This is a genomic window from Sphingomonas trueperi (genome assembly GCF_011927635.1).
Taxonomy (GTDB): domain Bacteria; phylum Pseudomonadota; class Alphaproteobacteria; order Sphingomonadales; family Sphingomonadaceae; genus Sphingomonas; species Sphingomonas trueperi.
This window is the reverse complement of sequence record NZ_JAATJB010000025.1, coordinates 23,398-35,024: the sequence shown is the minus strand read 5'-3', so window position 1 is coordinate 35,024 and position 11,627 is coordinate 23,398. Positions and strand designations below refer to the sequence as shown.

Here is an 11,627-nt window from a genome sequence, read left to right as displayed (position 1 = left end):
TCCGGCGTAAACCGCTGACGTCCCATACCAATCTCCAATTCTCACGCCCCGCAGGGCTCTCTTCAGAATTGGACCAGTTTTTCCAAGGCAGACCATATCGCGCCGGGCAGCCGCGGCGCGTCGAGGACATCTGCAAGGTGATCGGCGGCTGGTTCGAATGCGTGGTCGACCCGCCGGCCGCAGCCGCGCCGATCGAGCACATGCTGGCCAATCGATGGGTCGCGGAAAAAGGCCATGGCCTTTGCGCAACCGAGGAAGGCCGTCGTGCGGCGCGACCGCTGATGAGCGGCATGGTGCGGATGCTCGATCACGGGACGCGGCTGATCGATGTCGCCCTGATGATGTCCGTGCTGCGCTTGTCGAAAGGAGAACTGGACCATGGCATTCGCGATCTTTGAGCCAGCGATCCTGGCGGTGCTGCTCGCCGGCGCCGGCCAGCTAGCGCCTGCAGCGCCTATGTCCGCGCCCGCGTCGCCGTGCAGCCGTCACGCAACCATCACCCCCGCCTTCGACTGCTGCCTCGACCTCGCGCTGTGGAAGGCGCCGCCCACCGCATCGCTCAACCACCCCGCGCCATCCCTGGACGGTGCGGCCGATCAGAAGGAAGGACGATAAGCATGTCGAAAGTCGCGAAGCTGGCGATGCTCCTGCTGGCGGTCGCGCCCCTGGCAGCGCCGCTGCGGGCGCAGGACGCCGAGCGCCGGGACGACAGCGTCGAGGCGTCCGACCGCGGCGACGATTTCTACTGCGGCGAGCGCAGGCTCGGGCAATGGTTCTACTGCACCAAGCCGAAACCGCCCGAGACCGCGAAGGCGCAGCCACAGACGCCCGAGCGGAGCGCGGCGGAGCGCCTAGCCGCCATCACGCGGGAGCTGGATGAGCTGAAGGCACGGGCGATCCTCGATCCATCGGAGGAGAATGTCATTGCCTATGTCCGTTTCCAGCGCGAGCAGCTGGACCGCGCGTCGACCTTCTCGGACACCTGGCAGCGCGCCCTCTGGCAGAACCCGGACATCGACTACACGCTGCAGCGGCCGGTCAACACGGTGGCCAAACGCGCGTGGCTCGACAACCGGAAGGCCGACCGCGACCAGGTCCTGACCAACCTCGGTCAGCGCTACGGTCTGTTCTACTTCTACGCGCAGAGCTGCGGCGCGTGCGAGGTCTTCTCGCCGATCCTGCGATCGGTCGCGGACGGTCACCGCATGGCGGTGATGGCCGTCTCGATGGACGGCGGGCCGAGCCGCGACTTCCCCAACTATGTGGTCGACTCCGGCCAGCGCGCGCGGATGGGGATACCCGGCAACGAGACGCCGGCGCTCGTCCTGTTCGACACCGCGACGAAGCGCACCATCCCCGTCGGCTACGGCATCCTCAGTGCCGATGAGATCATGGATCGCATCTTCATGCTCACCAACACCAAGGTCGGGAGCGACTACTGATGTCCATTCAACGGCAGAAGGGCCGGCTGAGAAGGCTGGCTCACCGGGCCGGCGCCGCCCTGACCATGGTCGCCGCCTCGCACTTCGCGCTCATCGGTGTCGCACGGGCCGACGTCGCCTCGGAGATGAACGGGTTCTTCAACGACGCCGGCGGCGCGGCGAACGTCACCGGGCCAACAGCGTTCCAGGGGCAGTCGGCTGGCTATTACTCGCTCGGCAACGTCTGGACGCGCTTCCCGCAGAAGAGCGTGTCGCCGTTCAATCTGCAGCTCCCAAGCGCGCGGGCCGGATGCGGGGGTATCGACCTGTTCTCCGGCTCCTTCAGCTTCATCAACGCGAGCGAGATCGTCGCGATGCTGAAGGCGACGGCGAACAACGCGCTGGGCTTCGCCTTCAAGCTGGCGATCGACAGCGTCTCACCCGAGATCGGCAAGGTCATGGACGAGTTCAGCCAAAAAGCTCAGCTCCTCAACCAGATGAACATCTCAAGCTGCGAGACCGCGCAGGCGCTGGTGGGCGGGATCTGGCCACAGATGGAAACCACCCGATCGACCATCTGCGAGGCTGTCGGCAACAGCCAAGGCGTCTTCTCGGACTGGGCCGCGTCCCGCCAAGGCTGCAACAACGGGGGCCAGAGGGACGCGACGCTCGCTGGCAACACCGATCCGGCGATGAAGGAGCAGATCATCGGCGACCCGCACAATTATACGTGGGAGGCGCTGAAGAAGTCGTCGAAGTTCGGAGCGTTCGACCAGGCCTTCTCCGAATATGTGATGACGCTGGTTGGGACGATCGTCACGACCCCGCCGACAGGCAGCGAGCATGGCCCGAAGGTGGTGATCTACGGACCGGCCGAGGAGGCGGTCGTGACGGCATTGCTCGACGGCACCGCGAACGCGCCGGCAGTGAAAATCCTGAAGTGCAACAACGACCCGTGCACTGATGTCTCGGACCAGACGCTCAGCGTGCCTGCGTCAAGCGCGCTGCGGCCCCGGATCGCGACGATGATCAAGAGCATGAGCTCCAAGATTCGCAGCGACAGCGCGCTCGACGCAGCCGAGAAGCAGCTGCTGAACATGGCGACTGTTCCGATCTACAAGATCCTCGCGGTTCAGGCCTACGCCCACTACGCGCTCACCGACGGCGAAATTCAGACGCTCTCCGAGATCGTCGCGGTCGATCTGCTGAACGCCATGCTCGACAACATGCTCGACAGGGTGGAGCAGGCGAAGGTCTTCTACCAGACCGCGGATCAGGAGACGGCCTCGCAGTGGCGCCAGCAGATCGCGGCGACCCGCGCCAAGTTCGCGCAGCGGGACGTGAAGCTCAGCAACAAGCTCCAGGTGACGATGCAGATCATCAACCGGAGCATCATGCTCGAATCGACGCTGCAGAACACCATGACGCCCGGCATGTCCTCAGCGCTCAACTTCTCGCGAGGATTGAACGCGCAGGGCTTGCTCTAGGCGCGCAACAGAGAGGTAGCGGCGTGCTCGAGGTCTACACCGTCGGCGGGGGCGAGTATCTCGTCAATACCTTCAACGCGGTCGCCGCGTGGGCGGGGGGAGGGGGCTATCGCTCTCTCCTGCGGGTCGTGATGGTGATGGGGCTGATCTATTCGCTGCTCGTCGTGGCCTTCACCCTCAACTTCCGCGCGTGGTTGAACTGGTTCCTTCAAGCGACGGGCATTTACCTGTGCCTCATGGTCCCGACGATCGACGTGAAGGTGACCGACCGCCTCAATCCAAGCCTCTCGCCCGCGACGGTGGCGAATGTACCTCTCGGCCTGGGGGTCCTCGCGAGCTTCACCACCCAGATTGGCGACTGGCTCACCCGGACGGCCGAGACCGTCTTCGTCATGCCCGGAGAGCTCAACTACACTACGAACGGCATGGTGTACGGCGCCCGGCTATTCGACGCGACCCGCAATTTCACTATCCGTGACGCGGAATTCTCGACCAACCTCGAGAACCACTTCAAAAACTGCCTCTTCGGCGATGTGATGCTCTACCAGAAGTCGCTCACCAACTTGGCGAAAGCGCCGGACCTATGGGCGGCGATCGGGCCGGGCTCGGAAGCGCGGTCGCAGGAGTGGCTGGAGCGGCAAGGCGACGGCTCGGTCCAGAACTTCATTGTCACGTGCCGACAGGCCTATGACACGCTGAACGGCCAATGGGCGAGCATGATCGAGGCGAACGCGGAGCCTTGGGCGAAGGAGGTCTATCCCAAGCTCAGCAATGCTGTCGCCGCGGCGAAGCTCAAGCACGACGTCCCGATCGTGAATGCGGCCTTTACAGGCTCGGGTGACGACTTCACCGGCGTCATGAGGCAGAACACCGCCATCAACGCCTTCATGCAGGCGCGAAACTCGATGTCCGGCGGGAGCGGGGCGGCGTCGATCGACACCTTCGCGCAGACCCGCGCGGACATTCAGGCCCGCAACACCTACAATTCGATCGCGCAGCAGGCGATGGCGTGGGTGCCGATCCTGAACATTGTCCTGACCGTCGTCTTCTTCGCGATGTTCCCTGTGATCTTCCCGCTCTTCCTGCTCCCCCAGACCGGGCTGAGTTCGTTGAAGGGCTACGCGATGGGGTTCTTCTATCTGGCGGCCTGGGGACCGCTCTACGTGATCCTCCACATGATCTGCATGACCCGGGCCGAGGCAGCCTCGAACGGCGTCGCTGCAGGAGGGATGTCGCTCGGAAGCTATGCCGGCATCGGCGCGGTGAACGGCGAAACGGCGACGATCGCCGGCTTCATGCTGATGAGCATCCCGTTTTTGGCGGGCGGGCTTGCACGGGGCGCGATGTCGATCGCGGGACAGGCGACGTCGATGCTGGCGCCGGCGCAGAATGCCGCGGAAGCTGCTGCGCTGGAGCAGACCACCGGCAACTACTCCTACGGAAATGTAAGTTGGGCGAACTCGACCTCGAACATGCGGCAAGCCGACCAGTGGCAGACGGCGCCGAGCTTCATGGGTGGCGCGGCGAGCGTCGGCTGGCGCCAGGACAACGGCGCTGTGATCAGCGGTTTCGGCAATGGCCAGGAAGTGTTCGACACCGGTGGCGCGATCTCGCGGCTCTCATTCACCCCAACCGTGACCACCGGCACCGTGGCGGAATGGCGGGAGATGGCGACCGAGGCGCACCGTCAATCGCAAGCCTACGACAACGCGGCTCAGGAGATGCTCACCTGGACCAAGACCGACCGGAGTGCGCACGGGACGTCCAGCGAGCGCTCGTCAGGCTGGGATTCGAGCAGCGGTCGGTCGTCGAACACCTCTGTTGAGCAGTTCGATCGAACGACCGGCAGCAGCTCGCAAGGGTTGGAGGATCGGTCGTCAACGGGGCAGAGTCTGACGGTAACAAATGGCCACGACCGATCGGCAGGCACCCTCAACCAGGTGACGGGATCGTTGTCAGCGGGTCTGGGCGGCGGAGGTCAGAGCGGAACTGGCAAAGCGTCGTCCCGCCTCCCAGGTGTGGGCGGCAGCGTTTCGGCACAGGGCCAGCAGAATGACTTCCTGCGCCATGGTACATCAGACACGAGATCTTCGGACAGCTCTAGCTCTGCTAGCAGTGGGGTGCGGGACGAGCACGCTAATGGCACAGGCGCAACGTCGTCAGATGGCACCTATGACCGCTCGGGCGTGTTCAGCCGCGCGTCGACTACGTCCAGTTCGTCACTCACTCACGAGCAGGCGCTGGCGCGCGCGCGGTCGTATACGGAGACGGCTCGGCAGCTCGAAGAATTGTCGCAGCAGCTCTCCCGCGACGCCAGCTACGCCGAAACGCACGGCATGCAGCTAAGCGAGAACATGAGCCAGGATCTAGCGCAGTGGTACCGGGCGCAACAGGCTTCAAACCCGGGTCTGGATGCTCCGGAGCTGTGGGCGACCGATCTCAGCGACCACCAGCGCGCCGTTCGGCAGGAGATGGTCACTCGCTGGATGCGCGAGAAGCAGGACGACATTCGCGAGGAGATTGCCGGCAAGCTTCAAGAGCCCGACCTCGTTGAGGTAAGCAGGCCGAGCATCGATAGCGCGGCGGACGTCGCGGGCTCGTATCGCCCACAGGGCACATCTGGCATTCCGTCTGGCCCTGCCGGCGGCGACCCTCGGACCGCACAGTCAATCATCGAGGCCGGCGCGGACCGGCTTGAGAGCGATCGTGGCGCGGCGCGGGCTGCTCGGACTAACGCCGCGCAGGGATCGGTTGACGTACAGCAGGAGGTTCACCGCGATCACAACCGCGGCTTCTTCAACGACCCGAAGCTGCGTGAGTAATCGTGTACTCTAGATTGCGACAAACAAGTAGCCGACGAAGCCAGCTAGAAGAGCATACGCCAGCAGGTAGGCAGCTGCGCCTGCCTTGCTAACATTGCCTTCGGTATCAGTGACTGGGCCGTGGGGTTCGACGCCGTCGTCTACGAGAAGCATTATCGGACCGCCAGGATTGTCCTTGGTCGCCGCGAATGTCGCTGTATCGAGCGTCAGCATGAGAACCTCCGAACCTACCCAACATACAAGGTTCGAGGTTCGATCACAAGCAATGGAGACGCGAAGCCGAGATGAAGGCGTTCCTCACCCGCGCGGTTACGCCGTCCCGCCACGATGCAGGCTGCATCGATTACGAACCGCACGAGGTGGACGGGCAGCCCGGCACCTTCGTCTTCTACGAGCGCTGGATCGGCCGGGAAGCGCTCGATGCCCATCTCCACGCGCCACGCATGCAGGAACTGGTGCCGCAGCTCCTGGAGCTGATGGAAGGCTCGATCGAGGACGGGATCAGGCTCCTGCAACCGTTCCGCCCGGCCTGAGTTCGAGCGCCGTCAGCGAAGGAGGATCAGCGCGGAGCTCGAGTCTTTGTAGCGGATTGGGCCTGTGCAGCGTGGGAGGAGCGACGGTGCTCACCGTTGCCGTCAGCCGGCCGCCGGTCATTCCTTGCAAACTCATGACCAGGATAGAGCGCGCGCCGCACCTCGTCAGTGATCGTGTAGACGGCCTGGCGCTGGGCACCGCGATTATGATGATCGACGCGGTAGCCCTGATAGTGACGCTGCATGAGGCCGGCCTTGACGAGCTCCGAGACCGCGCGGCTCACGTTCGTGCGTCCGGAGAGACGGATCCGCTTTTGGACTTCGGCTGTGATCAGCCGTGCGGCGACCGCCGCGTCGGCGGGAAGCTCATTGCGCTGCTCGAGTTCCGCTCGAACCTTGTCGGCGATCGCAAGGCGACGGGGGTCGCGCCGGGCCACGGGCACCAGGGCATCGCATAGCCAGTCCCGCACCGGCACTAGGCGGTCACCTTCACGGACGTAAGGGCCGGCCGAACCACTTTGGGCGCTCGCCTGTGCAATCAGATTGAGTACCATGAAGCTATAGCGGGGCCGCTCGCAGACTGACGTCAAGCGATCCAGAAGGCCCGGCAGGTCCAACGCAGGTGCGGCCTGCGGCGCTGCTCGTTCCGCATTGCCTTCGGCGGCGAAGAAGTCCGGTTGGAACATGAGAACGAATCAAGCACATCTCGATTCTCATGTGAATCCCTCTTGTTGTGGCGCGTCCATTTTATCGAGGTGTCGCGTGCCTGGCTCGCAAGCCGGCACAGCCGCCAAACGTTTGGGCGCCCGGACCTCAGCGCGATGTGGGCTCATGGCTGTCGGGGTCGTCGAGCCACGTCGGAATATCGCGTCGTGCGTCGAGCACGCGCCATATGTCGATGTGATCGTCGCGTTCGACGTAGAAGACGAGCCACGGAAAGCGAGCGAGACGACGATGTCGCAGACCCGGCAACATAAGCTCGTGCGCGTAACGCGGAGAGCCGATGCCCGGTTGCTCTGCGATCGCGCGGTAGGCTGCTTCTAGCGAGGTCACGAAGCCGAGCGCGATGTCCGGCCCAGCCTCGTGAGCATAGTGGTCGATGGCGTTCTCGACGTCGCGATGGGCCTGGTCGCGGGGCACGACCCGCTTCATGGTCATGCCGTGCGGCGAGCCCGCACGCGCAGTCCTTCGAAATAGGTGTCGTCTGCTGGGGCGCCCGGGGCGGATTCAGCGCCGTCGAGCAGCAGCCGGCGCAATCTCTGGCGGTCCTGGTCCTTGCGGATGAGCTCGCGGACATACTCGCTGCTCGTGCCGTAGCCGCGGCCGGCAACCTGCTCGTCCACGAAAGCCTTCAGCGTATCGGGCAGCGAGATGTTCATCGTGCTCATGGCCGCGATAGTTAAGGGGTTTGGCAAAATTTGGCAAGGGGAGCCGCCCGTCCTGCGCCTTCTGACGACTAGTCCGAAGCTTTGCCGATCCGGCGAGGCTCGGGAGGGAATGAACAGCTGTGGCACTTTACCGGCGGGGTAAAGTGCCACGAGCGGTTGTCTTCGCGGCGAGAAACTGTGGGGGAGGTGATCGGCTCAGTGGGGAACAGGCGGGCGGGTAAAGCTCGCCAGGCTCCTCGAGTCGGGTAGCGGCTGACCGGCACCTGCATGACAGACTGATATAGCTCAGGGACGATTACATCTCTGATCCGGCACCCTTTCTGGCGGGGCGCCGTGGGGCAGCAATCCAGGCTTCGCTGGGTGCTTTGTCGGCATGTTCAACGAGGGTCGCTCCTGCCCCGCGATACGTCGTCAGGCGGCGCGGGGCGCGCAGAACGGTCGGGGGAACCCGTGCTCGAAGGGGGCAAGTTGTACGGTGAATAGCGAAGAGCCTGCTGGAACGGGAGTGCCGGGCCTTGATGACATCCTCGGTGGAGGGTTGAGCCGCGGCAGAGTCTTTCTCCTCGAGGGCCTGCCGGGAACGGGCAAGACCACGGTCGCGATGCAGTTCCTGCTCGAAGGGGCCCGGAACGGAGAGAAGGTGCTGTATCTGACGCTCTCCGAAAGCGAGGAAGAGCTGCGCGCCGCCGCCGCAGCGCACGGGTGGGCGCTCGACGGCGTCGAGATCGTCGAGTTGATCTCCCCCGATAGCCTCGTTGACGAGAAGCAGCAGCAGAGCTTGCTCTACTCGTCGGACCTCGAGCTGGTGGAGACGACCCGGAGAATATTCGAAGCCTTCACGCGATCGAAGCCCGACCGGCTGGTCCTTGACAGCCTCTCGGAAATAAGACTGCTGTCGCAGAGCTCGCTCCGCTACCGGCGACAGGTCCTCGCGTTAAAGCACTATTTCGCGGGCCAGGGCACGATCGTGCTGATGCTCGACGACATGACGACGGAGACCGAAGACAAGACCGTTCACAGCGTCGCGCATGGTGTGGTCTGCCTGGAGGAGCTCGCAAGAGAATACGGTCCGGAGCGCCGGCGGATCAGGGTCGCCAAATATCGCGGGCGAGGCTTTCGCGGCGGCTATCACGACTTCGTCATCGAACGAGGCGGCGCCCGCGTATTTCCGCGCCTGATCTCGGCCGAGCACCGGTCCAGCTTCGAGCGCGACAAGGTCACGACCGAGATCACCGAACTGGACGCGCTGACGGGGGGTGGTCTGGAGCGTGGATCGAGCGTGCTGATCCTGGGCCCTGCAGGAACGGGGAAGTCTCTTCTCGTGCTGACGTTCGTCGCCGCGGCCGTGAAGAAAGGAGAGAAGGCGGCGTTGTTCGTGTTCGACGAGGAGGTCGGGCTCCTTGCCGAACGCGCAAGAGGGCTCGGAATCGACATCATCGCGATGATGGACGCCGGTGCCTTGCAGGTCGAGCAGATCGACGCCGCCGAGCTCACCCCCGGAGAGCTTTCAGCGCGGGTCCGGAAATGCGTCGAGGAGAATGGCGCGAGGACGGTGGTGGTGGATAGCCTTAATGGTTACCAGGCCGCGATGCCGGGCGAGAACGCCCTGGTGCTGCACATGCACGAGCTGCTGCAGTATCTGAACCGCCAGGGCGCAACGACGTTCGTGACCATCGCGCAGCACGGGCTGGTCGGCGATACGCGAACCCCCGTCGATGTCACCTATCTCGCCGACACGGTGATCCTGCTGCGCTACTTCGAGACGCGCGGCCGTCTCCGCCGGGCGATCTCGGTCGTGAAAAAGCGAACCGGTGCGCATGAAGACACCATCCGCGAATATAGCATTGGCGCCGACGGGGTCCGGATCGGCGAAGCGCTGGTCTCGTTCCAGGGAATGGCGCGCGGCGTGCGCAGCCTCTTCGGGGATGCACCTGAGCTGATCGAAGAACGCCATTGATGCCCGAACTTTCGGAGCGCGCGCTGATACTCGCGCCCTTCGGCCGGGATGCAGACGTCGCCGCAACCGTTCTGGCGAACGCCGGCATCACCGCGCTCGAATGCCCCTCGGTCGAACGGCTGGTCGAGGAGATCCGGGCAGGCGCAGGGCTCGCGGTCGTTACCTCGGAGGCGCTGATCGGTGCCGACACCGGCTCGCTGCAAGCATGGATCGCGGACCAGCCAGAATGGTCCGACTTTCCGTTCGTGCTGCTCGTGCACCAGGGCAGCGGGCTCGAACGCAACCCCGAGGCTGCCCGCTTGCTGGAGCGGCTCGGGAACGTCAGCTTCCTCGAACGCCCCTTCCATCCGACTACCCTCATGAGCCTGGCGCGCGCGGCGCTGCGCGCCCGCCGCCGGCAATATGAGGCACGCGCGCGCCTCGAGGAGCTGCGTAGCCTCACCGGCTCCCTTGAGCGCAAGGTCGAGGAGCGAACCGCCGAGCTAACGTTGGGCGAAGCGCGGATGCGGGCGATCTTCCAGACCAACAACCAATATCAGCTGCTCATTGATCTCGACGGGACCGTCCTGGACGCGAACGCCACTGCGTTGGCGGGGATCGAGGCGCGGCTCGAGGATGTGGTCGGCAAGCCCCTATGGGAGACTCCGTGGTTCGCGCATTCGCCCGACCTTCACAACGCCGTGAAGGCTGGTGTGCTGCGGGTCGCAGCGGGCGTGACCTTGCAAAAAGAATTGACCATCCATCTTCCGATCGGCCCGCGCTCATTCGACGTGGGCATGCGGCCGATGCGTGGTCCGCAAGGCGATACGCTGGCACTCATCGTGGAAGCGCTCGACATCACCGACCGCAAGCGGGCCGAGGAGGCGCTCCGTCAGGCGCAGAAGCTCGAGGCGATGGGTCAGCTTACCGGCGGCGTCGCGCACGACTTCAACAACCTCCTGACGCCGATCGTGGGCGGGCTGGACATCCTGAGCCGCAGCGGACTTGGGACGGAGCGCCAGCGCCGCCTCATCGAGGGTGCCATACAGTCGGCCGAGCGGGCGAGGGCGCTCGTGCAGCGGCTGCTGGCCTTCGCGCGGCAGCAGCCGTTGCAGCTCCGCGCGATCGATATCGGCACGCTGGTGCGCGGCATGGTCGAGCTGGTCGGATCGACGATCGGGCCGAAGATCAGCTTGTTGATCGAGGTGCCGGAAGGGCTGCCTGCCGCGCGCGCCGATCACAACCAGGTCGAAATGGCGCTCCTCAACCTTTGCGTGAATGCGAGGGACGCGATGCCCGAAGGGGGCACGCTCCGCATCTCGGCATCCGAGCGGCATTTCAGCGCGGAAAATGACGAGGGCCTGAGCCCAGGCAGCTATATCAGCCTCGCGGTCGCGGATACCGGGATCGGTATGGATGAGGAGACAGCCAGGCGAGCCGTCGAGCCGTTCTTCTCGACCAAGGGGCTGGGCAAGGGAACAGGGCTTGGCCTTTCGATGGCGCATGGCCTGGCGCGGCAACTCGGCGGAACCCTCACGATCACGACCGTTCCCGATGCTGGGACCCGGGTGGACATCCTCCTTCCCGTGTCGACGGAGACCCCGCAGCGCGCGGCGCCAAAGGTCGAGGGAACGCTGCCCCAGGAGGGAACCGCCCTTCTTGTCGACGATGACGATCTCGTCCGTTCGAGCGTCAGTCAGATGCTCTCCGCGATCGGCTATGAGGTGACCGAGGCGAAATCGGCGGAGGACGCGCTGGAGCTGGTGAACAGCGGCATGAACCCGAGCGTCGTGGTCACCGATCATCTGATGACAGGGATGTCGGGCGCGGCCCTCGGCCGCGCGCTGCGGGCGCGCACGCCCGTCCTGATCGTCTCGGGCTATGCCGAGAGCAGCGAGATCACTCCGGACTTTCCGCGCCTCATGAAGCCCTTTCGACAGGACGAACTGGCCGCCAAACTGGCCGAGATCCGGGCGGCGGCGAGCGCGACCGGTGACTCCGCCTAGGAGAAATGCACTCAGTGTTCGGATGGGGGCCTTG

At 64.7% G+C, this 11,627-nt stretch carries 12 protein-coding genes; 8 read left to right on the top strand and 4 right to left on the bottom strand.

The window, feature by feature from the left end; translation table 11 throughout:
* The 5 genes from GGR89_RS21330 to GGR89_RS21310 all read left to right on the top strand — a co-directional run.
* A partial coding sequence (locus tag GGR89_RS21330; protein ID WP_245201754.1) for a hypothetical protein occupies positions 1–398 on the top strand: 398 nt, incomplete at its 5' end.
* Complete coding sequence (locus GGR89_RS21325) at positions 379–615, top strand: hypothetical protein (protein WP_066519497.1); 237 nt, start codon at positions 379–381, stop codon at positions 613–615. The genes GGR89_RS21330 and GGR89_RS21325, both read left to right, overlap by 20 nt.
* A gap of 2 nt (positions 616–617) precedes the next feature.
* Complete coding sequence (locus tag GGR89_RS21320) at positions 618–1,442, top strand: conjugal transfer protein TraF (protein ID WP_066519496.1); 825 nt, start codon at positions 618–620, stop codon at positions 1,440–1,442.
* A 65-nt stretch (positions 1,443–1,507) separates the two neighbouring features.
* Positions 1,508–2,908 carry a conjugal transfer protein TraH gene (locus GGR89_RS21315; RefSeq protein ID WP_066519584.1) on the top strand — a complete coding sequence of 467 codons (1,401 nt, stop codon included), beginning with the start codon at positions 1,508–1,510 and terminating at the stop codon, positions 2,906–2,908.
* Between the two features lie 23 nt (positions 2,909–2,931).
* Complete coding sequence (locus GGR89_RS21310; RefSeq protein WP_066667025.1) at positions 2,932–5,730, top strand: conjugal transfer protein TraG N-terminal domain-containing protein; 2,799 nt, start codon at positions 2,932–2,934, stop codon at positions 5,728–5,730.
* A gap of 9 nt (positions 5,731–5,739) precedes the next feature.
* Here GGR89_RS21310 and GGR89_RS21305 read toward each other — a convergent pair whose 3' ends face one another.
* Positions 5,740–5,943 carry a hypothetical protein gene (locus GGR89_RS21305; RefSeq protein WP_066667023.1) on the bottom strand — a complete coding sequence of 68 codons (204 nt, stop codon included), beginning with the start codon at positions 5,941–5,943 and terminating at the stop codon, positions 5,740–5,742.
* A 71-nt stretch (positions 5,944–6,014) separates the two neighbouring features.
* Between GGR89_RS21305 and GGR89_RS21300 the strand changes: the two genes are divergently transcribed.
* Complete coding sequence (locus GGR89_RS21300) at positions 6,015–6,263, top strand: putative quinol monooxygenase (protein ID WP_096362243.1); 249 nt, start codon at positions 6,015–6,017, stop codon at positions 6,261–6,263.
* Between the two features lie 26 nt (positions 6,264–6,289).
* On the opposite strand, the gene GGR89_RS21295 is transcribed toward GGR89_RS21300, so the two are convergent.
* The 3 genes from GGR89_RS21295 to GGR89_RS21285 all read right to left on the bottom strand — a co-directional run bounded on the left by GGR89_RS21295 (position 6,290) and on the right by GGR89_RS21285 (position 7,642).
* A complete protein-coding gene (locus tag GGR89_RS21295) occupies positions 6,290–6,949 on the bottom strand; it encodes a hypothetical protein (RefSeq protein WP_082731042.1) in 660 nt (219 codons plus the stop codon).
* 127 nt (positions 6,950–7,076) lie between these two features.
* The gene (locus tag GGR89_RS21290) at positions 7,077–7,421 is read right to left on the bottom strand and encodes a type II toxin-antitoxin system RelE/ParE family toxin (RefSeq protein WP_030541395.1); all 345 of its coding nucleotides are present in this window, start codon (positions 7,419–7,421) and stop codon (positions 7,077–7,079) included.
* Positions 7,418–7,642, bottom strand: a complete 225-nt coding sequence (locus GGR89_RS21285) for a type II toxin-antitoxin system ParD family antitoxin (protein ID WP_231728691.1) — start codon at positions 7,640–7,642, stop codon at positions 7,418–7,420. Before GGR89_RS21285 ends, GGR89_RS21290 begins: the two co-directional genes overlap by 4 nt.
* Before the next feature lie 484 nt (positions 7,643–8,126).
* On the opposite strand from GGR89_RS21285, the gene GGR89_RS21280 reads away from it, so the two are divergent.
* Complete coding sequence (locus tag GGR89_RS21280; RefSeq protein WP_082731047.1) at positions 8,127–9,608, top strand: ATPase domain-containing protein; 1,482 nt, start codon at positions 8,127–8,129, stop codon at positions 9,606–9,608.
* Positions 9,608–11,593 carry a PAS domain-containing sensor histidine kinase gene (locus GGR89_RS21275; protein WP_066667019.1) on the top strand — a complete coding sequence of 662 codons (1,986 nt, stop codon included), beginning with the start codon at positions 9,608–9,610 and terminating at the stop codon, positions 11,591–11,593. The genes GGR89_RS21280 and GGR89_RS21275 overlap by 1 nt, the downstream gene beginning before the upstream one ends.
* Positions 11,594–11,627: the final 34 nt, after the last annotated feature.

Bases quoted from the DNA above. Each gene is read 5' to 3' on its own strand.
- GGR89_RS21325 (WP_066519497.1), top strand. From the start codon at position 379: ATGGCATTCGCGATCTTTGAGCCAGCGATCCTGGCGGTGCTGCTCGCC.
- GGR89_RS21320 (WP_066519496.1), top strand. From the start codon at position 618: ATGTCGAAAGTCGCGAAGCTGGCGATGCTCCTGCTGGCGGTCGCGCCC.
- GGR89_RS21315 (WP_066519584.1), top strand. From the start codon at position 1,508: ATGGTCGCCGCCTCGCACTTCGCGCTCATCGGTGTCGCACGGGCCGAC.
- GGR89_RS21305 (WP_066667023.1), bottom strand. From the start codon at position 5,943: ATGCTGACGCTCGATACAGCGACATTCGCGGCGACCAAGGACAATCCT.
- GGR89_RS21300 (WP_096362243.1), top strand. From the start codon at position 6,015: ATGAAGGCGTTCCTCACCCGCGCGGTTACGCCGTCCCGCCACGATGCA.
- GGR89_RS21295 (WP_082731042.1), bottom strand. From the start codon at position 6,949: ATGTTCCAACCGGACTTCTTCGCCGCCGAAGGCAATGCGGAACGAGCA.
- GGR89_RS21290 (WP_030541395.1), bottom strand. From the start codon at position 7,421: ATGACCATGAAGCGGGTCGTGCCCCGCGACCAGGCCCATCGCGACGTC.
- GGR89_RS21285 (WP_231728691.1), bottom strand. From the start codon at position 7,642: ATGAACATCTCGCTGCCCGATACGCTGAAGGCTTTCGTGGACGAGCAG.
- GGR89_RS21275 (WP_066667019.1), top strand. From the start codon at position 9,608: ATGCCCGAACTTTCGGAGCGCGCGCTGATACTCGCGCCCTTCGGCCGG.